Raw genomic sequence first — 21104 nt, forward strand, 5'->3', positions numbered from 1 at the left:
AGGAATAAATGAAAACTCGAATTGCCGTTGTTTTCGCCATCGCGGGTTTGGCTGCCGCTAGCGTTCAGGCGCAAGACGTCGTGATCAAGCCGCAGCAAACGATCCAGTTCAAGGCCAATGCGTATGGCTGCGTATCGAAGGACAAGCTCGATGCCGTCGATCACCATGCGCAAGCTGGAGAGCAACAGCAGATGCAGGAATTCTTCTCCGGATATCAATGCGTATCGACACCGACGGACTCGAGTTTCCGCGTGGTGCGCGTGGTCGGCCACGACGTCGAGTTCGTGAATGCAGCCAATAGCGACACCGAGGGGCTCTGGGCCAACGACCGATTTATCAAGCAATAAGTACAACACCGGTACTCCGGCAAAAGCCGGAATACGGTCGCATGCGTCTCCACTGCGGCTTTAAAGTCGCAGGCGTGAACGCGTGAGCTAAAAAAGGACGGCTTGGGCATTCAGATGCCAAGCCGTTTTTTTTATTGCTTTTCATGCAGGCCGGACTTCACGTGCATTAAAAAAAGCCGATGCGGGTTTTATCGACCCGCATCGGCAGTACGCCTTCTCGCAAAGCGCAGGAAACCGGCCTGGTGCAGCGGCGCGTCAGTGCACGCGCTTGCTGCGGCGGAACTGGTCGAACAGCACCGCGAGCAGCAGGATGCCACCGCGGATCAGGTACTGATAGAACGTCGGCACGTTGAGCAGGCTCATCGCGTCCTGTACCGAACCCATGATCAGCACGCCGACCAGCACGCCGGAGATCGTCGCGACACCGCCCGTCAGCGACACGCCGCCGAGCACGCAAGCCGAAATGACGCCGAGTTCGAGCCCGACCGACGTCTTCGGATCGCCGAGGCTCATGCGCGACGCGAGCATCACGCCCGCGAAGCCGGTCACGAGACCTTGCAGCACGAATACGGTGATCTTGATCCGCGTGACGGGCAGCCCCGCGAGCACGGCCGCTTCGCTATTGCCGCCGACGGCCAGCACGTTCTTGCCGAAGACGGTCTTTTTCAGCAGGAAGCCGAACAGCACGAAGCCGATGATGTTGCTCCAGATCGGATAAGAAATGCCGAGGAACGAGCCGCCGCCGAGATCGAAAAAGCGCTCCTCGGAGATCATCACCGCGTCGCCGTTCGACGTGATGTAGGCGAGGCCGCGCACGACCTCCATCATCGCGAGCGTGACGATCAGCGAGTTGATCTTGTAGCGCGCGACCAGCGTGCCGTTGACGAGCCCGACCGCGCCGCCCGCAAGCACGCCGGCCGCGACTCCGATGAACACGCTATGCGTGGCGGTGATCAGCACGGAAGCCACCACGCCCGAAAACGCGACGATCGACGCCACCGACAAGTCCACCTCGCCGAGCGCGAGCACGAACATCATCGTGACGGAGATCGAGCCGATCAGCGTGACCGACAGCAGCAGGCCCTGGATATTGCGCGAGCTCAGAAAGCCAGGGACCGTGAACGACAGCACCGCGAACAGGATGATGAACACCATCACGATGCCGGATTTGTTGATCAGGTCCCAGGTGCGTGCGGCCCGCGCGGTCAAACCGGCGGAGGCGACGGCGGGGGTCGAGGAATCGGTGGAAGGTATGCTCATGATGTGTGTTCCATTCAATGCCGTTTCGTTGCGGTATTCGATAAGAGGTCTGGTGGCGAGAGCCGTTGGCGGATCAGCGGGGCAACGCCAGCTTGATCAGCGCATCCGGCGTGGCTTGCGCCTTCGGCAGATCGCCGACGATGCGGCCTTCCTTCATCACGATCACGCGATCGGTCACGCCGATCACTTCGGCGAGATCGCTCGACACGACGATGACCGTGCGGCCCGCCTCGGCGAGTCCATACAACAGCCCGTAAATCTCGCTGCGCGCCCCGACGTCGATGCCGCGCGTCGGCTCGTCCATCAGGAACACGTCGATCTCTTCGGCGAGCCAGCGCGACAGGATCACCTTCTGCTGATTGCCGCCGGACAGCGTGCCGATCGGCGTGTCGCCGTTGCGGGTCTTGATCGCGAGCTTGCCGATGTAGTCGCGCGTGGTCTGCGCTTCCTTGCGGCCGTTGAGCACGTTAAAGCGGCTGAAGTGGCGGCGGCAGCTGATGTTCAGGTTGTCCGACACCGACGCGATCGACACGATGCCTTCCTGCTTGCGATCCTCCGGACACAGCGCGACACCGGCGCGCACCGCGTCGCGCGGCGTGGCGAACTGCACGCGCTTGCCCTTCAGCGCGACCCCGCCGGCGCTGGGCTTGACCGCGCCGTAGATCAGCTTCATCAGTTCGGAGCGGCCCGCACCGACCAGCCCAAAAAAGCCGACGATTTCGCCCTTGCGTGCCGAAAACGACGCCGGTTCGCGCAGGCCCGGCCCCATCAGGCCGTCGACCTGAAGCTGCACGTCGCCGTGCTCGCGCGCGCGATAGCCGTACACATCGGTGATCGAGCGGCCCACCATGCAGCTGATCAGCCGATCGCGATCGAGTCCCGCGCCGGCCTCGAAGGTGTCGATGCGGCGGCCGTCGCGAAACACGGTGACGCGATCGCACAGCTCGTAGACTTCCTCCATCCGGTGCGTGACGTAGATGATCGCGCGGCCTTCGGCCTTCAGCGCGCGGATGATGCGGAACAGTTGCGTGGTTTCGCGCGACGACAGCGAGCTGGTCGGTTCGTCGAACGCGATCACGCGCGCGTCGCGCATCAGCGCCTTGCCGATTTCGATCATCTGCCGCTGACCGATCGACAGATGCTTGACCTGCTGCGACGGATCGAGCTTTTCGCCGAGCCGTTCAAGCTCGCGCATCGCGCGGGCGACCAGGGCCTTTTCGTCCAGAACCCCGAAGCGATTCGGCAGCGCGCCGAGCATCAGGTTCTCGGCGACGGTCAGCTCCGGCACCAGATGCAATTCCTGGTAGATGATCGCGATGCCCGCGGCGATCGCCGCCTTGGTCGTCGCGAACTGCTGCTCGACGCCGTCGAGCGACAGCGTGCCCGACTCGGGATGATTGACGCCGGACAGCACCTTGAGCAGCGTCGACTTGCCGGCGCCGTTTTCGCCCATCAGGCCGTGCACCTCGCCGCGGCGCACTTCGAGCGACACCTGGTCGAGCGCGAGCACGCCCGGAAAACGCACGGTGATGCCGTCGAGCTGGAGATAGGGGGCGTCGGATGCGGGCGTCGTTGCAGGCGAGGGCGCAAGCGCCGCGTCGCCGGCATGAGACCCGGTGAATAAGGACGTCATCGGAAAAACCTCGAACGGATGGAACCAGAGCGGGCCACGCTCACGCTAAACGCAACGCGCGATGCGGCCCGCCGTCTGCTGCGAGAACTTCGCTTAAATACCCAGTTCCTTGCGCACGTCCTGCCAGTTGCTACGGACCATCAGCTTGCCGGTAGTCTGCGTATCGGCGGGCGGCTGCTTGCCGTCCTTGATCCATTCGACGAGGTTTTCGGTGCTCTCCTTGCCGTGGTTCGTCGAGCTGACCGCGATCGTGCCGTAGAAGCCCGTCGGTTCCTTCTTCTGGAATTCGGCGAACGCCTCGCCCGCGCCGTTGATGCCGACGCCGATCACGTCCGTGCCCGGAATGTGCAGCTGTTCGGTCGCGCGCACGCCGCCGAGCACGCTCTCTTCATTGAGCGCGAAGATCACCCACTTCTTGATGTTCGGATGCTGCGCGAGCACCGGCGACACCGCGTTGAAGCCGCCTTCGTCGTCGGTGGTTTTCTGCGGCGCGTCGAAGATGTTTTCCTTCTTGAAGCCGCCGGCGAGCAGCGACTGGGTCGCACCGTCGGTGCGCAGCTTCGCGGTCGGCAGTTCGTAGTCGGTGATGCGCAGCGCGCCGACTTCCTCTGGCTTCCAGCCGCGGCGCTTCATTTCCTCGGAGATCGCCGTGCCGACCTGATTGCCGATCTTGAACGCCGACATGCCGAGGTGCGGCACGTTCGCAAGCGGCTTGCCGGTCGAATCGACCAGTTGGTCGTCGACGGTCACGAACTTCATGTTGTAGCGCTTCGCGCGTGCCTGAATCGCCGGTCCGAGACGCACGTCGGGCGCGCAGATCACGAAGCCCTTCGCGCCTTGCGCGCCGAGGTTGTCGATCGCGGCCAGCACTTTTTCGCCGTCGGGCGTACCGATGTTGACGACCGAGAATCCGTCCTTCTGGCCGAGAGCGGTCGCGGCTTTCTGTTCGTTGATGAACCACGCCTGTTCCGGCATCTTCACGAGGAAGCCGACTTTGAGCGGCTCATCCGCATGCGCGGACAGTTGCGCGGCAAACGGGGCGGCGAGGGCGGCGGCGGCCATCGCGGTCAGAGTCAAACGGCGAAGCTTGCTGGTCATCTACTGTCTCCTGAGGTTGAAAAGCTGCATTGATGTCGTGGTAGTTGCAGCGGGGTAACGCGGGCGGCGTCAGCCGACGCGCGGATCTGGTTGGATCTGGGCTCGGCAGGCCGGGCGATTCGTAAAGCGGGACGCACGGCCAGGGGCACGGCGAAAAACGTGGTGCGGCTCATCGGTGCTAGCCCGCCACGTAAGCCGTTTTCACGGCGGTCCAGAACGCGGCATCGCTCGCGCCATAGGCCGACGCCTTGCGTCCGCCGCCGGGTCCGTGATGCTCGACGGCCGTGGTCGGCAGGTTGATCGTGACGAGGCCGCTCTGCACGTGGCGGCGAAAATGCCGCGCGCGTTCGAGCGAGCGCGTGCAGATGCCTGCGCACAATCCGTAGGTGGTGTCGTTCGCGAGATGCAGCGCGTGTTCATAATCGTCCGCGCGCAGCACGACCGCGAGCGGCCCGAAAATTTCTTCGCGCGCGATGCGATGCTCGGGTTCGCCGATAAACAGCGCCGGCTCGAAAAAATAGCCGCGCGTCGCGCGCTCCAGCTGCCGTCCGCCACGCAGCAACTGCGCGCCTTCCTGCTCGCCGATGCGCACGTATTCGAGATTGCGTTCGAGCTGCGCGGCGTTCGCCACCGGGCCGACGTCGGTGCCGTGCTTCAGCGCGTGATCGACGCTGAGTTTCGCGAGCTTTGCCTGCAATGCGTCGACGAATTGCGCGAACACCGCGCGTTCGACGATCAGCCGCGCGGCCGCGGTGCTGCGCTGGCCCGTCGCGCTGAAGGCGCCGGTCAGCGCCGCATCGACCGCGCCGTCGAGATTGGCGTCGGCCAGCACGACGAACGGATTCTTGCCGCCCATCTCGAGTTGCACGCGCGCCTGGCGCGTCGCGGCAGCCTGCAGCACACGCGTGCCGGTATCGGACGAACCGGTAAAGCTGATCGCGGCGACGAGCGGATGCGCGACGATTCGCGCACCGACTTTGCGGCCGCTGCCCATCACGAGGTTGAACACACCAGCCGGCAAGCCCGCGCGACTGATGATCGACGCAAGCGCCGCCGCACAGGCCGGCACCGATTCGGCCGGCTTGTAGACGACGCAGTTGCCGTGCGCGAGCGCGGCACCGATCTTCGCCGCGGCGATCGCGAGCGGGGCGCTCCACGGCGTGATGACGCCGACCACGCCGAGCGGCTCGCGCGTCACGTCGATTTCGACGCCGGCACGCGCTGACGCGAGCGGTTCGGCGAACGCGCGCAGCGCTTCGGCCGCGAACAGCTTGAACAGTTGCCCCGCGCGCGTCGCCTCGGCGAGCGCCTCGGGCAGCACCCTGCCGACTTCACGCGCGAGCAGGCGCGCCAGTTCGTCGCGGCGCGCGAGCATTTCGCTGCCGATCGCGTCGAGCGCGTCGGCGCGGCGCTGCGCGGAGGCGAGCGACCAGTCGCGAAACGCCGCGTGCGCGGCCTCGATCGCGCTGTCGGTCTGCCGCACGTCGGCGCGCACGTATTCGCCGACGGGTTCGTCCAGATCCGACGGATTGAGCGACACGCCCGCGGTCGCACCCGTCTCCCATCCGCCATTGATGTAATGGCGAAACGGGCTGGTAACGAGCGGGACGAGCGGATCGCGGTTCATCGGCGGAAAAGGCGCACCGGAAGTTCACAAAAGTCCACGAATGGTATGAGCCGTCCCAATAACTTTCCAATCCCTTTTTTGGCCTCTCCGATATCAGTTTCGATATGGCATCATGGGAACTTCGGACGAAGAACGTACAAACATCGCTCATAAAAACCTGGAGACCCCTGCGATGACGCGTAGCTATTCGAACTGGTTCGTGCGTGCGCGGCTGAAGACGCGCCAGTTGCTGCTGCTTGCCGCGATGGAGGAGGAGGGCAACGTGCGCCGCGCGGCCGACGTGCTCGGCATGACACAGCCGGCCGCGTCGCGCTTGTTGAAAGAGCTCGAGGACATGCTCGGCGTGAGTCTGTTCGACCGCACGCCGCACGGTATGCACGCGACGCTGTATGGCGAGGTGATGATCCGCCACGCGCGCATGGTCCTGTCGAACCTGAGCCAGGCGCACGACGAAATCTCGGCGCTGCGCTCGGGGCTCGCCGGTCAGGTTCGCATCGGCGTGATCGCGGCGGCCGCCGCGACGATGGTGCCGCGCGCGATCGCGAGCGTGAAGGAGCGTTATCCGCAGCTGCAGATCTGGACCGAGGTCGAGACCTCCGACGTGATGCTGCCGCGGCTCGCCGAAGGCGAGCTCGACATCATGATCGGCCGCGTGCTCGAACGGCATAACCAGTTCAAGACCGACGTGCGCTACGAACCGCTCGCCGACGAACCGCTGTGCGTGGTCGCGCGTCCCGGCCATCCGCTCGAAAACGAAACGGGATTGACGCTGCGCGGTATCGTCAACGCGGCGTGGGTGCTGCATCCGCCGGGAAGCGTGCTGCGCCACCGCTTCGATCTGATGTTTTCGCAGATCGGCCTGAATCCGCCGCAGAACGTCGTCAATACGAACAACTTCCTCGCGATTTCTAGCCTGCTGCTGCAAAGCGACATGTTGGCGGTATTGCCCGACGAAGTGGCGCGTCAGTACCAACAGTACGGGGTGTTGAAACGCGTACCGATCGATTTACCGTGCAGGATGGACACTTTCGGTATTATCACGCGCCAGTCGCATCTGTTGTCTCCGGCGGCCGCCGTCGTGCTCGAGGCGCTGCGGGAGGCGGCTCGCGATGTGTACGGCACCGCCATGGAACCGGTGGTGGCCCGTTAAATGCTTCCTTCTGTGTCATAGGCACCGGCTGACGGCGCGGGAGGAACAGACGATGTACAGCAAACACAAGAAACGGCAACGCGCCGTCGACGATTCATTTTCGCTGCGCTCCGGTGGAGCGAGCGCCTGGTTTAGCAACGGTATGGCTCTCAAATCGACGATATACAAGGCTGAATTGCAGATCGCGGACATGGACCGGCACTATTACGCCGACCATTCGCTGACGATCGCCCGTCACCCCTCGGAAACCGACGAACGGATGATGGTCCGCGTCGCCGCGTTCGCGCTGTTCGCGCAGGAGCGGCTGGAGTTTTGCAAAGGTTTGTCGGATGTCGACGAGCCGGATCTGTGGGCGAAGGACCTGACCGGCGCGATCGACACCTGGATCGAGGTCGGTCAGCCCGATGAGCGCCGCATCGCGAAGGCGAGCGGCCGCGCCAATCACGTGATCGTGATCGCGTATGGCGGGCGAACCTCGGAAATCTGGTGGCAGGGCGTGCGCAACAAGGTCGAACGGCTGCGCAACGTGACGGTCTGGACGCTCGGCGAGGACGTCGCGGCATCGCTCGGCTCGCTCGCCGAACGCACGATGCGGCTGCAGTGCACGGTGCAGGACGGCGAAGCCTGGCTCGGCAGTGCCGAAGCCGACGCGGTGAAGATCGACTGGACCGTACTGAAAGCGCCCGCCGACGCGTGATGGAACCGGTCTGAACCGGTTTTGAGCAGTTTCGTTTTCGCTTTCAGAGCGACGTGACTCGCGCCGCCTCGGGCGGCCCCTTCAGTTCGACCATGTTGCCCTCCGGGTCGAACAGATACAACGACGGTCCGAACCCGTCCGCGCCATAACGCACCCCTTGTTCGCCGAGCCGCGCGCCATGCGCGCTCAGATGCGCCTTCAGCGCGTCGGCGTCGAACGACTCGACGCGCAGACACAAGTGATCCATGTTGCGCCCGGTGCCCGCCTCACCGTTTTCCGCCCGATCGAGCTTAGCGCCGACCTGCAGCAGATCGATCAGCGATCGGCCCGCGCGCAGTTGCGTGAGGCCGAGTTCGCGCTGCTCCTTTTCAAGGCTGCAACCGAGTACGTCGCAGTAAAAGCGCGCGAGGGTGTCGACGTGCGTCGCCCGGATCACGACATGGTCGATCTCGCGAATGTGGATTTTCATGTGGAACGCCCTTTCGCTAGTTCGGAGAACCGATTAGGAAGTGTAGGAGAAAGGGCGGGGGCGGATCGGCGGGCAAAAAAAAGCCCGCTCAAATGGAGCGGGCTGAATCCATATCAGGAGGAGACATGGAGGAGACAGGTACTAATATACACACCGGCTTGGTGCGACGCAATAACTTTTTAAGGGAAAACCCGACATCGTGCGAAATTGTCGCACTTTGAGGCAAAACGCCCGGCCGCGGGGCGTTCCGCGGTGCTTCGGACCGCGGTTTGCCGGGTTTGACCCCACTACGCGTAAGGTCAAGCGCGTCCGAATGACAGAGCAAGAACCGGCGCGTACTGTGTAGCGAACGGGCCTAGATTGATGAGCATCGACACTGACTGCCCATCCGGGCCCCAGGACATCATGAACGCCACCACTCGCAATTCCACCCCGATGCGCACCGCCGCCGACGTCGACGCGGCCCAGTGGCGCACCGACGACGAGCGCTGGGACGCCGTCACCCACCGCGACCAGGATGCCGACGGCGCGTTCTTCTACGCGGTCCGAACGACCGGCGTGTTCTGCCGGCCGTCGTGCGCATCGCGCCAGCCGCGTCGCGAAAACGTCGCCTTCTTCACCGATGCCGCCGCCGCGCGCGCCGCGGGCTTTCGCGATTGCAAGCGCTGCCAGCCCGGCGGCCTGCCACGCGAGCTCGACATCGTCGCGAGGGCATGCGCCGCGCTCGACGCCGATCCGCAGCAGCGTCTCACGCTCTCGCAACTGAGCGACGCCGTGCACGTGAGCCCGTTCCATTTGCAGCGCCTGTTCAAGCGCGTGGTCGGCGTGTCGCCGCGTCAGTACCAGGCGGCACAGCGCGGTGCCGCGCTTCGCGATGCGCTGCAGGGCGGCGCCGATGTCACGCGCGCGACACTCGACGCCGGTTTCGGCTCGCCATCGCGCATGTACGACAGCGCGCCGGCCGAGCTCGGCATGGCGCCGTCCGCTTACCGCCGCAAGGGCGCCGGGCTCACGGTGCGCTACGCGAGCGCGCCGACCTCGCTCGGCTTCGTGCTCGTCGCGGCGACCGATAAGGGCATCTGCAAGATCGGTTTCGGCGACGACACCACGCTGCTGATCGACGAATTGCGCGGCGAGTTCTCGAACGCCGAGCTGCGCGAAGACGCCGGGCGGCTCGCGCCGTTCATCGCGCAGATCGATGCTTATCTGCGCGGCACGCGCCAGGACTTCGACTTGCCGCTCGATATCGCGTCGACCGCGTTCAAGCAGCGCGTCTGGGATGCTTTGCGACGCATCCCGTATGGCGAAACGCGCAGCTACTCGCAGATCGCCGAGGCGGTCGGCTCGCCGCGCGCGGTGCGCGCCGTCGCGAGCGCATGCGCGACCAATCCGGTGGCGCTCGCGATTCCTTGCCATCGCGTCGTGCAGAAGGGCGGGGCGCTCGCCGGCTATCGCTGGGGGCTGCCGCGCAAGGCCGCGTTGCTCGACAATGAGGCGCAGCACGCAGGCGGCACTTCAGCCGACGACGCGCCGCGCCGCCACGCAAGCCGCACCGATGCCGATTCCCGCCACTCCAAACTGGATCACGCCGCTTGAGCACGCTTAACGACGTCGCAACTCTCGAATTACCGTTCAACGCACCGTTCGACTGGCCGCGGCTGCTGCGTTTTTTCAGCGGCCGCGCGACGCCCGGCGTAGAAGCCGTCGAGGATGGCGCGTATCGTCGCGCGATCGACTGGGACGGCGACAGCGGCACACTCAGCGTGCGCTTGCATCCGCGCAAGCGCTGCATCGTCGCGAGCATCGAAGGGCCGGCGAGCCGGCATGCCGACGCACTCGCCGCGCCGATCGCGAAGATGTTCGATCTGCGCGCCGATCCGAAGAAGATCGCCGCCGGACTCGCTGCGGACCCGTGGCTTGCGCCGCTCGTCGCGGCGGTGCCTGGCCTGCGGGTGCCGGGCGCGTGGTCCGGCTTCGAACTGGTGGTGCGTGCGATCGTCGGTCAGCAGGTCAGCGTGAAGGCCGCGACGACCATCATCGGACGGCTCGTGCAGCGCGCGGGCCAACGCATCGACGGCCATCCGCATGAGAACACCGCGTGGCGTTTTCCGACGCCGGCCGCGCTAGCCGAAGTCGATCTCGCGCAAATCGGCATGCCCGGCAAACGCGTCGCCGCGTTGCAGGGTTTCGCGCGCGCGGTCGCGAGCGGCGACGTGCCGCTCGACAGCAGCGACACCGTCGACGCCGCGAGCCTGCGCGCCGCGTTGCTCGCGCTCGCGGGCATCGGCCCATGGACCGTCGAATATGTCGCGATGCGCGCATGGCGCGATCCCGATGCGTGGCCCGCGTCGGATCTCGTGCTGATGCAATCGATCTGTGCGCGCGATCCTTCGCTGATACGGCCCGCACAGCAGCGCACCCGCAGCGACGCATGGCGGCCGTATCGCGCGTACGCCGCGATGCATCTGTGGAACGAGGTAGCGGATCGGGCGGGCGCGGCGCGCGGCGGGTGAGTTGAGCTGAGCGTCGTCACGACGTGCTGATGGCGACGGCGTAGTTCAGCATGACCCCGACATGCGCGCTCAAACCCCGCCGAAGCGGCCGCAAGCAGCCGTTCTGGCGAGATGTTAAAGTGCCCGCTACTGAAAATTCCGCCGAACGTTGTCAGCCGCTGTATCGTCTGTGAATCGTCTGGCGATACACGGCGACCGGCAACGCCCGATTTGCATCAATGCCAAACACCACACCATCCGGCACGACCGACGCGCTTTCGCACCGCCTGTCCGTGCTCGACTCGAGCCCGCAGCGCGATGTGCTGATACGCGGCCTGCGCGGCATCGAAAGGGAAAGCCTGCGCGTCACGCGCGACGGCCAGCTCGCGATGACGCCGCACCCGCGCGCGCTCGGCTCCGCGCTCACGCATCCGTCGCTGACGACCGACTACTCCGAGGCGCTGCTCGAGCTGATCACGCCGGCCGAGCAGGACGCCGCTGAAACGCTCGCGCAGCTCGACGTGCTGCATCGTTTCGTCTATGCGGAGCTCGGCGACGAGATCCTGTGGAACAACTCGATGCCGGGGCTGTTGCCCGCCACCGACGACGGCATTCCGATCGCGCACTACGGCACGTCGAACATCGGCAAGCTGAAGTACGTATACCGGGTCGGCCTCGCGCTGCGCTATGGCCGCACGATGCAGTGCATCGCGGGCATCCACTACAACTATTCGCTGAACGAAGAAGTGTGGCGCCTGCTGCACGCCGATCAGCAATCCACCGCGAACGCGGTCGACTTTCAGTCCGACCGCTACCTCGCGCTGATCCGCAATTTCCGCCGCACGAACTGGCTGCTGATGTATCTGTTCGGCGCGTCGCCGGCGCTCGATCGTCGATTCCTCCGCGATCGCAAACACACGCTCGACACGTTCGACGCCGACACGCTGTATCGCCCGTACGCGACGAGCCTGCGCATGAGCGATCTCGGCTATTCGAACACGACCGCGCAAGCCGCGCTGCACGCCGACTACGACACGCTGCCCGGCTATCTCGACGCGCTCGCGAAAGCCGTGAGCCAGCCATATCCCGCCTACGAGCAGATCGGTACGCAACGCGACGGCGAGTGGGTGCAGATCAACACCAACGTGCTGCAGATCGAAAACGAGTTCTATTCGACGATCCGTCCGAAGCGCGTCACGTATCCGGGTGAGCGGCCGCTACATGCGCTCGCCGTGCGCGGCGTGCAATACGTCGAAGTGCGTTGCATGGACATCGATCCGTTCGAGCCGACCGGCATTTCGCTCGAAACATCGCGCTTTCTCGATGCCTACCTGCTCGTATGCGCGCTCGACGACAGCGCGCCGCTGCCTCCGCCCGCGTACACCGAAGCGAATCAGAACTTCGGCCGCGTGACGATGGAAGGCCGCAAGCCGGGCCTCGAACTGGTTCGCGACGGCAAGCCGATCGCGATGACCGACTGGGCCGACGAATTGCTCGCGAAGATCGACGCGGCGGCGGCCGTGCTCGATAGGTTGAAGGGCGGCGACGAACACGCACGCGCGGTCGCCGCGCAACGCGCGAAGCTCGCGGACGTGTCGCTGACGCCATCGGCGCGCGTGCTGCAAACGATGCGTGAGCAGCAACAAAGCTTTCTCGCGTTCGGACTCGCGCAAAGCGAAGCGCACGCCGCGTACTTCCGCGCGCGTCCGCTCGATGCCGAGCAATCCAAGGCGTTTGCGGAGCTCGCGGTGCGATCGCTCGACGAACAGGCGAAGCTCGAACGCGAAGAAGTTGGTTCGTTCGACGCGTTCGTCGCTGCGTATCGTGCCTATACGCTCAATCGCTTCAGTGTCTGAGCGCTCGGACCGCAACAACTCGAGATGTGATCAAGCGGCCCCCGTGGCCGCTTTTTCTTTGTCGTGCGAAACCCGCAAGTAAGCTCTACGGATTGCGCTCTTCGAGCGCGCGCAATCGGCAAATTCTCCACGCGTCGTCGCGATTCTCTGATCTGGGTGAAACACCGCTTCGATGGGGTGGTCCAAAATAATATGACAGGCTCCACAGGGGGAGGTATCGACGTGAAGAACAAAGCTCTGTTCGCCGCACTGTGTCTCGCAGCGACTGCGGGATGCTCAACGCAGGGTCAGGTCAATCCGGACGTCATGCAGATCGCGACCAAGCCATTGACGTGTTCGAACAAGGCCGAATGCGACCTCTGGTGGCAACGGGCGCAATCGTGGGTCGCGACTCATTCGAAGTACAAGATCGAGACCGCTAACGACTCGCTGATCCAGACCACCGGTCCCGACGGTGGCAAGCGCGCTCTCGCGTTTCAGATCACGCGTGCCTCGGAACCCGATGGCACCGTTACGATCGGCTTCTCCGCGCACTGCGACAGCTCGCTCGGCTGCAAGCCGAATCCCTGGGAAGCCGGTGCGGATTTCAAGCAGTATGTGAGAGGCACCACTGGCACAGCCGCCAGCGCGCCGCAAGGCAGTGCGACGCCATCGCAGAACGCGCCCGATACGACGCATCCGGAGACGATTCCCGGAAAGAGCAGCAGGCTGCCGAATGGCGAGGCGATGTCGCAATAGCTGAAGCTGCGGCGTGCTTGCTTCAGTGTCCTAACGAGGGCCCGCTGCCCTTGCGTGGCTTGGTGATCCACACGAGCAACGCCAGCACGATAAACGCCGCGCACGAGATGCGGAAAAAGTCGTTGGTGGCCATCATGTACGCCTGGCTCGTCACTACCTGGTTCAACTGCGCGGTGAGACTGTCGCCGGACAGCCCGGCGCCCGCGAGCGCATTGGTATAGGCGTTGGTGTTGGCCGAATACGTGTTGACCGTATCGGCGAGCATCGCGTGGTGATAGATCGTGTCGTTTTCCCAGAACGTCGTGCTGATCGCAGTGCCGATCGCGCCCGACAACGTGCGGAAAAAGTTCGACAGACCCGACGCGCTCGCCAGGCGCTCGTCGGGCACGCTCGACAGCGTGATCGTCGTCATCGGCACGAAGAAGCATGCGACGCCGATACCCTGCACGAGCCGCGGCAGGATCACGTGGCCGAACGGCACGTCGAGTGTGAACGTCGAGTTCCAGAACGACACGATCGCGAACACGATGAACGCGAAGCTCGCGACCATGCGCAGATTCAGCCGATGCATGTTCTTGCCGATCATCGGCGATAGAAACAATGCGAGCAGTCCGACCGGAGCCGTGGCGAGACCCGCGAGGCCCGCCGTGTAGCCCATCACCGTTTGCAGCCATAGCGGAAAGATCACCACCGAGCCGAAAAACGCCATGAAGCCGAACGAAATGATCACGACGCCAAGCGCGAAATTGCGATCCTTGAACAGCGACAGATCGACGATCGGTTCATCTTCGGTCAACTCCCACACGAGCAGGAACGCGATCGACACGAGCGCGATCACGGCGAGCGCGACGATGAACGTCGAGTTGAACCAGTCTCGGTCCTTGCCGAGGTCGAGCATCATCTGCAGGCAAGACACGCCGGTCACGAGCAGCACGAGGCCCACCACGTCGATGCGCTGGCGCGTCGTCTGGGTCTCGCGGCCACGCAGCAGCAGATATGCGCAGAACGCCGAGAACAGGCCGATCGGAACGTTGATATAGAAGATCCACGGCCACGTGAAGTTATCGGTGATGTAGCCGCCCATCACCGGGCCGAAGATCGGCGCGCAGATCACGGTCATCGCCCATAAGCCGAGCGCGAGACCGCGTTTCGCGGGCGGGTAGGAGCGCATCAGGATCGTCTGCGACAGCGGCACCATCGGCCCGGACACGAGCCCTTGCACGAGCCGGAAGGCTATCAGCGATTCGAAGTTATGCGCAAAACCGCAGGCCGCCGACGCGATCGTGAACAGCAGCACCGACAGCGTGAAGAGCCGTACCTCGCCGACGCGTCGCGCGAGCCAGCCGGTCAGCGGCACGGCGATCGCCGAGGCGACCGAATACGACGAGATCACCCACGTACCCTGACTGGCCGCGACACCGAGACTGCCAGAAATGGTCGGCACCGCGACGTTCGCAATCGACGTGTCGAGCACCTCCATGAAGGTGCCGAGCGCAAGGCCGACGGTCAGCAGCGCGAGCGTGCCGCCTTTGAGTGGGGCCGGTTCGGCTGCGGGCAGCGCGGCGTTGGAAGCCGTGGCATCCATAGGTTGGGTTCTCCTCAGGCGGCAAATGCTTGTCGCGGCAGCTTTATCGGGTGTCCTGGACATGATGCTTACATGCCGCATCACCCTCTGCCCAGACAGATATCTGGTGACAATGGCGCCTTGAAAAGGCGCCTTGTGATTGTCTTGCTAGTACTTCGTGATGAAGCGCCGCCGCCATCCGACGACGACCGCGCCTCGACGCATGCTTCGGCTCATCGCCGCGGCTCGTCCGGCGGTGGGGCCGGACCGCAACCCACGTCGGCTTCCCCCTCGGGACCGTTTGCGATGAAACGGGCGAGCAGGTGAATCAGCGTCGCGTGTTCTTCGGCGGTAAAGCCGCGCAGCTGGTCGTTCAGCACGGTCGCGCCCAGGTTCGGCAACTGCCGCGCGGCCTCATGGCCCTGCGGTGTCAGCTCCAGTTTCACCATGCGTCGGTCGTCGTTGCTGCGCGTGCGCACGACGAAGCCTTTCTTTTCCAGACGATCGAGCAGTCGCGTCATCGAGCCGCTGTCGTACGACATCGCGCGCGACAGCTCGAAAGGCGTGCTCGCGCGTCGCGACGACAGCATCAGAATCACGCCGATCTGCTGCGCGGTGAGTCCGAGGGGCTTGACCGCACGGTCCGTGCGCTCGACCAGCACATTGCGCGCTTTCGTCAGGTAGTAGCCAAGACTGCTCGTGAGCTCGACTTCATCCGCTTTGTAGGGGCCATCAACCATGGGGTATCCGAAACATCCACGCAAGACGAAGTTTAGCTGCCTAAGCAGACAAGTCAAATTACATTTTGCGGTGCGCAACCGGGCCAACCTGAAAACAACGGTCTAATCTTTTGCGCCGCACAGTATCTTGAAATTTGCTTGCATAGTCAATATTATGACAAGCAATGAGTTTCGCGCGTTCTGCGCCATTCGAGACCATGTTCTGACCGATCGACCGCACGCCGCCCGCCTCGCGACGCGCGCCAAAGGATTCCCCCGATGCAGTACCTCAAACACACGCTTGGCGGCCTCAGCCGCTCACTGACCGATTCCGCACTCCATAGCTTCCAGGGCCGGCACCGCTGGTGGAAGCTCGCGCTGTTCGCGGGATTGTTCGTGCTGCCGGGCGGGTCGGTGGGCGTCGCGCTGCTCGCCTGGGCCGAGCATCGACGGGAGTCGAAGCGGGCGAAGAAAGGCAAGGCCGCGCTCGGCCAGTCCAGCGAAATCGCGTCGCCGAAGAAAAGCCTGCCGATTGAGACGGAAGACGTCGTCGCCGCGACGGCCAACAGCGGCAACGTTTGCCTCGCATCCGGCGGTGCGTCGTGCCGCGCCTCGGCGGGCAAGCTCGCGAGTCAACGTCAGCGTCAACGCCAGCAGGCCCAGTCCACGGAAACGAGGCTCTGAAGGCGCACTGGTTCGCCGCGCGCTTTTCTCGCTATTTCAAACACACAAACCCGCCGCCCCTCGCTGCGCCAGTAACAACGCGTAACCATCGCGTTGCCGCAAGTAACACACCTGCGCACCGCCTCGCATTAACCTTCCAGCTTTCAGTTTCCCGCGCTCGCGCGGGCCCATACGCTAACATTCCGGCAGACCACGATCTCGCCCGGCCGGTGGCGCCGTTCCCGGGCATACCGCGGCGTCCAGAAGGAATTCATTGCATGCAGTCTGTTCGAATCCCGCGCGCGCGGGCATTTGCGCCGCGCGTCCTGCCCCTTGCCGTCAGCGCGACCTGCGCGGCACTCGTCACCGCCTGTGCGGTCGGCCCGAACTATCAGCGGCCGGCCACCGAGATCCCCGCGTCGTTCAAGGAGGCCGCGCCCGGCTGGAAGGTTGCGGAACCCGCCGATCAGCACGACCGCGGCGACTGGTGGGCGATCTACGAAGACCCGAAACTCAACGAACTCGAAGACAAGCTCAACGCCGCGAACCAGACCATCGCGCAATTTGCCGCGAACTACCGGCAGGCGCGCGCGCTCGTCGGCGAAGCGCGGGCGGCGTACTTCCCGACCATCGGTGCGTCGGCGGGCGCGACCCGCTCGGGCAATGGCTCGCAAACCGGCGGCAATGCGACGACGGCGACGAGTCGCGAAGGCATCAATAACAGCTTCAACGTCCAGATGACGGCGAGCTGGGAGCCGGACCTGTGGGGCTCGGTCACGCGCTCGGTCAACGCGCAGAAAGCCGGCCAGCAGGGCGCGGCCGCCGAACTCGCGAACGCGCGCCTGTCCGCTCAGGCAACGCTCGCGCAGACCTACTTCCTGCTGCGCGCGCTCGACTCCACGCAGAAGCTGCTCGACGACACCGTTCTCGCCTATCAGCGCTCGCTGCAGCTCACGCAGAATCAGTACGCGGCCGGCGTCGCCGCGCGCTCGGACGTGATCCAGGCGCAAACGCAGCTGCAATCGGCGCAGGCCGCCGCGATCGAGAACGGCATCCAGCGCGCGCAGGACGAGCACGCGATCGCGGTGCTGATCGGCGTGCCCGCGTCGATGTTCTCGCTGCCACCGATGCCGCTCACCGCGACGCCGCCCGCCGTGCCCGCGCAGATGCCGTCCGCGCTGCTCGAACGCAGGCCGGATATCGCATCGGCGGAACGCAAGGCCGCGGCGGCCAACGAGCAGATCGGCGTGGCGATCGCCGCGTTCTTCCCGTCGCTCACGCTATCGGCGACCGGAGGCTTCGAGAACTCGGTGTTCTCGCAATTGCTGTCGTTGCCGTCGCGCTTCTGGACGCTCGGCCCGCAACTGGCCGGGACGATCTTCGACGCCGGCCTGCGCAAGGCGCAAACCGAGGCCGCGCGCGCCACCTATGACGCGGATGTCGCGAGCTATCGGCAGACGGTGCTCGCCGCGTTCCAGGACGTCGAGGACAACCTCGCGTCGCTGCGCATCCTCGAGCAGGAAATCGTCGTCCAGCGGCAGGCGGTCGACTCGGCGCGCCAGGCGCTCGCAATCGTGACGAACGAGTACAAGGCGGGTACGGTCGGCTTCGTCAATGTGCTGACCGCGCAGACCACCGCGTTCACGGCCGAACAGAAGCTCGAGAATATCGCCGGGCAGCGGATGGTGTCGTCGGTGGGGCTCGTGAAGGCGCTCGGCGGCGGCTGGGACGCGTCGCAGATGAATCGCGAGACCGGCGATGTCGCGGCGCCCGCGCCGCTGCCGGCATCGGCTCCGGCGGCTGCGGCAGTCGGCGCGGCGTCCATCGCACAGAGCAACGCGCCGCAAGCGCGGGTACAAAGCAAATAGTTGTCCGCTGCGCCCGCCGCGCAGCATCACCACAGAAACAGAAGAGGCATGGCCGCGACTCGCGGCCATGCCTCTTTTTCATCGCGCTACGCGTGCGAAGCGCACCTCAGTGCATGAAGGTCAGCGCCACCGTATCCGGCCCGCTCGGCCGGCCAAGCAGGTTCAGCAGGCCGGCGAGGTTGTCATGCTGTTCCGGCGCGGCGCTCGCCGTGCCACGAAACGACGTCGATGCCGCCGACACCGTGCCGCTGCCGGTCAGCGTCAATGGGCCCTTGATCGTACTCAGATCGAGCGCCGACGACTTGCCCTGCGCCTGAAACCTGACCCGGTACGACCCGAGCGGCTTCACGAGCGACACACGCGAGCTGACGTCGGCGAGCGTCATCGTCAGTTGGCCGAACGCTTCGCCGTTGAAGCTGCGCCAGTCGGTCCACGACAGCTGCACATTGCCCTGCAGATCGAGCGTGTTGAATGGCGCGCCCAGCCCCGCGAGCAGCGACGCCGGCACTGCGAGCACGCCCGGCGTGACGGTTGCGCCGCGCGGCGTCACATCGACCGTGATCGGGTCGGGCATCGCGTCGCTATGGCGCATGACCATGCGCACGCGGCCGGTGAAAAGCGGCCAGAACGCGGTGCGCCACTCGATCCGCCCAGGCAGCAGCGTCGCCGCGCTCAAATCGGAGCCGGCGGCCAGCATCAGCGTCGCCGAGCCGTGCCACAGCGAGCCCTCGGCGTCGACGAGATTGACGTGTCCATGCGTTTGCCGCGCGAATTGCGGCGTAATCCAGGCGGCCGGCAGCAACGCGAGCGTCACGGCCGCCGCCGACAAAACGGCGACCACCAGCCACGGCAGCGCCCTACGCAGGCGCCACATCCAGTAATTCATGCGAGATCCTGTACCGAGCGGCGCGTCGTTATTTCGCGGTCGACGGTTGCAGCGCGACCGTCAGATCCACCTGGCCGTCGTCTTTCAGCGCGGTGATATGCGCCTCGGAGACCTGCACCTTGAACTGCTTGCGAACGTCATCGACCCAAGCGGTCCAGGCCGGAAACGCGACGTTTTTCATCTGCACCTGCACCGCGTTGCCGACGAACTGCACCTGCGTCGCGGCGAGGCCGTGTTCGCCGAGCGACGCGGAGAGCGCGTCCTTCAGCGCCGCGCCGGTCGGTGCGACACCTTGCGCGGCCGCCGACAGCGATCGCGCCTCGTTCGCTTGCGCGGTCATCTGCGCGAGCTGCCGCTGCAGGCTGGGCAGCGATTGACGCAGATGCGCGCGGCCTTCCTGCGCGGGCGCCCACAGCACCGACCACGCGATCGCCACCGCGAGCGCGGCACCGCCCCAGGTCAGCAGCGCCTTTTCGCGATCGGTGCGCTGGTCCCAGAAGCCAGCCCATGTTTGAGCGAGTTCAGCTTTCATTGTCCGTTCCTGATGGTCCACTTGCCGGTGCTGCTGTCGATCGCGCCGGTCAGGCCGTTGCGCGCGAGGCGCTTGGCGAAGTCGGGGTCGACCTTGATCGCGGGTTTGAAGGTCACGTCGAGGCGGTGCTCGTGGTAGTCCAGCGCGGCGATGCCGTTGACCGGCAGCGGCGCCAACGAGCGCGCGAGGCCGTCGGCGAGCGACAGGAAATCCTCCGGCGAGAGCTCGCCCGCCGCGACGCGCAGCTGTTGCAACTGACGCGCCATCTGATCGGGCGCATCGAGCACGACGGTCGTCTTCGGGAACGTGTTGAGCAGCAGCTCCGTCATCTGCTGGTTGATCGCGTCACGCTGACGCACGAGCAGCAGCCACTGCACGTTCGCGCCGATGATCGCGACGACCAGCGCGGCGACCGCGAGCAGGATCGGCAGACGTAGACGCCGCAGCGTCGCGCGATCGAGGCGCCACGGCTGCGACGCGAATTCGAACTGGCACAGGTCGAAGCGGCATTCGAGCGCGCGCCGAGCGAGCTGCTCGAACGGCAGCGGACTCGCGCCGTGGATATGCGAGGCGAGCCGCGCGGGACTCGTCGTCGGGTGGCTGGGCTCGTTACCCGGCATTTCGGTCAGCATGTACAGCGACACCGGCGCCGCCCCCGCCAGCGCGGAGAGCGTCGCGTTCACCGCATTGGCCGGGGCCGCAAGACCCTCGCCCTGCACGCCGCGCGCAATCGCCAGTTCGACGCGCGGCACGCCGCTTTCGACCGCGCCTTCAACCAGCAGCGCGGGCGCGGTCTGCACGACCGCACCGAGCACCGCGGCCACCATCGGCACGATGGACGGCGCTTCGGGCGCGACCACCGGCGCGACGCCCGGCAGCGACGTCGCGACGCTCGCCGCGCCAGCCAGCACCGGCTCGCGCACCTCGGCGGTTTCGCCAACGTTCGCGGCGGCTTCGGTCACCGGCGCCGGCGGCAGGCAACGCGTGACCGGCACCGCGCGCAGGCTGCGATGACCGGCCGCCGTGAACGCCTCGCAGATGAAACGGAACCAGCCGCGATCGATGATCGCGAGCAGGTGCCGGCCTTCCCCAAGCCCCTGCGGATCGACCGCGATATGACAGGTCTGCGGGTCCTGGATCAGTTGATCCTCGACGATATTGGGCAGCGCCTGGCGCAGCTTCGGGCCGCGCAGCGGCGGCAGCGTCGCGGGCATCAGCAGCAGGTCGCGCGCGGCGACCATCAGCACCGTCGTGTTCGCGCGCGGCAGCAGCGCGAGCGCCGAGCGGCCGGCGCGCTGCGTGCGCCCGGCCTTATCGAGCAGCACGAACGGTAGCTCGGGCAGTTGCCACTCCTGCGAGGGCACCGCCGGATCACGCGGCGGCAATAGGACGATCAGCGTGCTCAAAGGCCACTCTCTCTGTGGATTGCGTTATTCATAGTTGGTCTTGTACCCGCACGATACGCGTAGTGTGAGTCAGCGGATCGCGATAGACGAGCGTCGTGC

The 21104-nt window shown here is 65.4% G+C and carries 19 protein-coding genes; 9 read left to right on the forward strand and 10 right to left on the reverse strand.

The window, feature by feature from the left end; translation table 11 throughout:
* Positions 1-8 precede the first annotated feature (8 nt).
* A complete protein-coding gene (gene sap1, locus ACLFKU_RS36250) occupies positions 9-347 on the forward strand; it encodes a surface attachment protein Sap1 (RefSeq protein ID WP_013091020.1) in 339 nt (112 codons plus the stop codon).
* Between the two features lie 255 nt (positions 348-602).
* On the opposite strand, the gene araH is transcribed toward sap1, so the two are convergent.
* The 4 genes from araH to ACLFKU_RS36270 all read right to left on the reverse strand — a co-directional run bounded on the left by araH (position 603) and on the right by ACLFKU_RS36270 (position 5965).
* Positions 603-1607 carry an L-arabinose ABC transporter permease AraH gene (gene araH, locus ACLFKU_RS36255; RefSeq protein ID WP_368584826.1) on the reverse strand — a complete coding sequence of 335 codons (1005 nt, stop codon included), beginning with the start codon at positions 1605-1607 and terminating at the stop codon, positions 603-605.
* A gap of 73 nt (positions 1608-1680) precedes the next feature.
* Positions 1681-3240, reverse strand: a complete 1560-nt coding sequence (gene araG / locus ACLFKU_RS36260; RefSeq protein WP_368584827.1) for an L-arabinose ABC transporter ATP-binding protein AraG — start codon at positions 3238-3240, stop codon at positions 1681-1683.
* 93 nt (positions 3241-3333) lie between these two features.
* Positions 3334-4338 (reverse strand): arabinose ABC transporter substrate-binding protein, encoded by a 1005-nt coding sequence (locus tag ACLFKU_RS36265; RefSeq protein ID WP_368584828.1) that lies wholly within the window; start codon positions 4336-4338, stop codon positions 3334-3336.
* Positions 4339-4516: 178 nt separating this feature from the next.
* Positions 4517-5965 carry an aldehyde dehydrogenase family protein gene (locus ACLFKU_RS36270; protein WP_410852365.1) on the reverse strand — a complete coding sequence of 483 codons (1449 nt, stop codon included), beginning with the start codon at positions 5963-5965 and terminating at the stop codon, positions 4517-4519.
* A 172-nt stretch (positions 5966-6137) separates the two neighbouring features.
* Here ACLFKU_RS36270 and ACLFKU_RS36275 point away from each other — a divergent pair, with 172 nt between their 5' ends.
* Both ACLFKU_RS36275 and ACLFKU_RS36280 read left to right on the forward strand, forming a co-directional pair.
* Positions 6138-7115, forward strand: coding sequence for a LysR family transcriptional regulator (locus tag ACLFKU_RS36275; protein WP_368584831.1), 978 nt, complete (start codon positions 6138-6140; stop codon positions 7113-7115).
* A 142-nt stretch (positions 7116-7257) separates the two neighbouring features.
* Positions 7258-7812 carry a YaeQ family protein gene (locus ACLFKU_RS36280; protein ID WP_410852373.1) on the forward strand — a complete coding sequence of 185 codons (555 nt, stop codon included), beginning with the start codon at positions 7258-7260 and terminating at the stop codon, positions 7810-7812.
* Positions 7813-7855: 43 nt separating this feature from the next.
* Here the strand turns inward: ACLFKU_RS36280 and ACLFKU_RS36285 are convergent, their stop codons facing one another.
* Positions 7856-8281, reverse strand: coding sequence for a VOC family protein (locus tag ACLFKU_RS36285; protein ID WP_368584832.1), 426 nt, complete (start codon positions 8279-8281; stop codon positions 7856-7858).
* Positions 8282-8716: 435 nt separating this feature from the next.
* Here ACLFKU_RS36285 and ada point away from each other — a divergent pair, with 435 nt between their 5' ends.
* From ada to ACLFKU_RS36305, 4 genes are all read left to right on the forward strand, one after another.
* Positions 8717-9877 (forward strand): bifunctional DNA-binding transcriptional regulator/O6-methylguanine-DNA methyltransferase Ada, encoded by a 1161-nt coding sequence (gene ada / locus ACLFKU_RS36290; RefSeq protein WP_410852374.1) that lies wholly within the window; start codon positions 8717-8719, stop codon positions 9875-9877.
* Positions 9874-10794, forward strand: a complete 921-nt coding sequence (locus tag ACLFKU_RS36295) for a DNA-3-methyladenine glycosylase family protein (RefSeq protein WP_410852366.1) — start codon at positions 9874-9876, stop codon at positions 10792-10794. Before ada ends, ACLFKU_RS36295 begins: the two co-directional genes overlap by 4 nt.
* Positions 10795-11012: 218 nt before the next feature.
* Entirely contained in the window at positions 11013-12629 is a 1617-nt protein-coding gene (gshA, locus tag ACLFKU_RS36300; RefSeq protein ID WP_410852367.1) for a glutamate--cysteine ligase, read from the forward strand.
* Between the two features lie 222 nt (positions 12630-12851).
* Positions 12852-13367, forward strand: a complete 516-nt coding sequence (locus ACLFKU_RS36305) for a hypothetical protein (RefSeq protein WP_410852368.1) — start codon at positions 12852-12854, stop codon at positions 13365-13367.
* A 22-nt stretch (positions 13368-13389) separates the two neighbouring features.
* Here ACLFKU_RS36305 and ACLFKU_RS36310 read toward each other — a convergent pair whose 3' ends face one another.
* The gene (locus ACLFKU_RS36310) at positions 13390-14952 is read right to left on the reverse strand and encodes a DHA2 family efflux MFS transporter permease subunit (protein ID WP_410852369.1); all 1563 of its coding nucleotides are present in this window, start codon (positions 14950-14952) and stop codon (positions 13390-13392) included.
* Between the two features lie 212 nt (positions 14953-15164).
* Positions 15165-15671 (reverse strand): MarR family winged helix-turn-helix transcriptional regulator, encoded by a 507-nt coding sequence (locus tag ACLFKU_RS36315; protein WP_176122405.1) that lies wholly within the window; start codon positions 15669-15671, stop codon positions 15165-15167.
* A 258-nt stretch (positions 15672-15929) separates the two neighbouring features.
* Here ACLFKU_RS36315 and ACLFKU_RS36320 point away from each other — a divergent pair, with 258 nt between their 5' ends.
* The gene (locus tag ACLFKU_RS36320; RefSeq protein WP_410852370.1) at positions 15930-16334 is read left to right on the forward strand and encodes a hypothetical protein; all 405 of its coding nucleotides are present in this window, start codon (positions 15930-15932) and stop codon (positions 16332-16334) included.
* A gap of 257 nt (positions 16335-16591) precedes the next feature.
* Positions 16592-18181 carry an efflux transporter outer membrane subunit gene (locus ACLFKU_RS36325; RefSeq protein ID WP_410852371.1) on the forward strand — a complete coding sequence of 530 codons (1590 nt, stop codon included), beginning with the start codon at positions 16592-16594 and terminating at the stop codon, positions 18179-18181.
* 106 nt (positions 18182-18287) lie between these two features.
* Here ACLFKU_RS36325 and ACLFKU_RS36330 read toward each other — a convergent pair whose 3' ends face one another.
* From ACLFKU_RS36330 to gspL, 3 genes are read right to left on the reverse strand one after another with little or no spacing between them, the layout of a single operon-like run.
* Entirely contained in the window at positions 18288-19067 is a 780-nt protein-coding gene (locus ACLFKU_RS36330; protein ID WP_368584840.1) for a type II secretion system protein N, read from the reverse strand.
* A 28-nt stretch (positions 19068-19095) separates the two neighbouring features.
* A complete protein-coding gene (locus ACLFKU_RS36335; protein WP_368584841.1) occupies positions 19096-19599 on the reverse strand; it encodes a type II secretion system protein M in 504 nt (167 codons plus the stop codon).
* Positions 19596-21005 carry a type II secretion system protein GspL gene (gene gspL / locus ACLFKU_RS36340; RefSeq protein WP_410852372.1) on the reverse strand — a complete coding sequence of 470 codons (1410 nt, stop codon included), beginning with the start codon at positions 21003-21005 and terminating at the stop codon, positions 19596-19598. Before gspL ends, ACLFKU_RS36335 begins: the two co-directional genes overlap by 4 nt.
* Positions 21006-21104: the final 99 nt, after the last annotated feature.

It is taken from the genome of Paraburkholderia sp. EG304, from assembly GCF_046543485.1.
Lineage (GTDB): Bacteria > Pseudomonadota > Gammaproteobacteria > Burkholderiales > Burkholderiaceae > Paraburkholderia > Paraburkholderia youngii.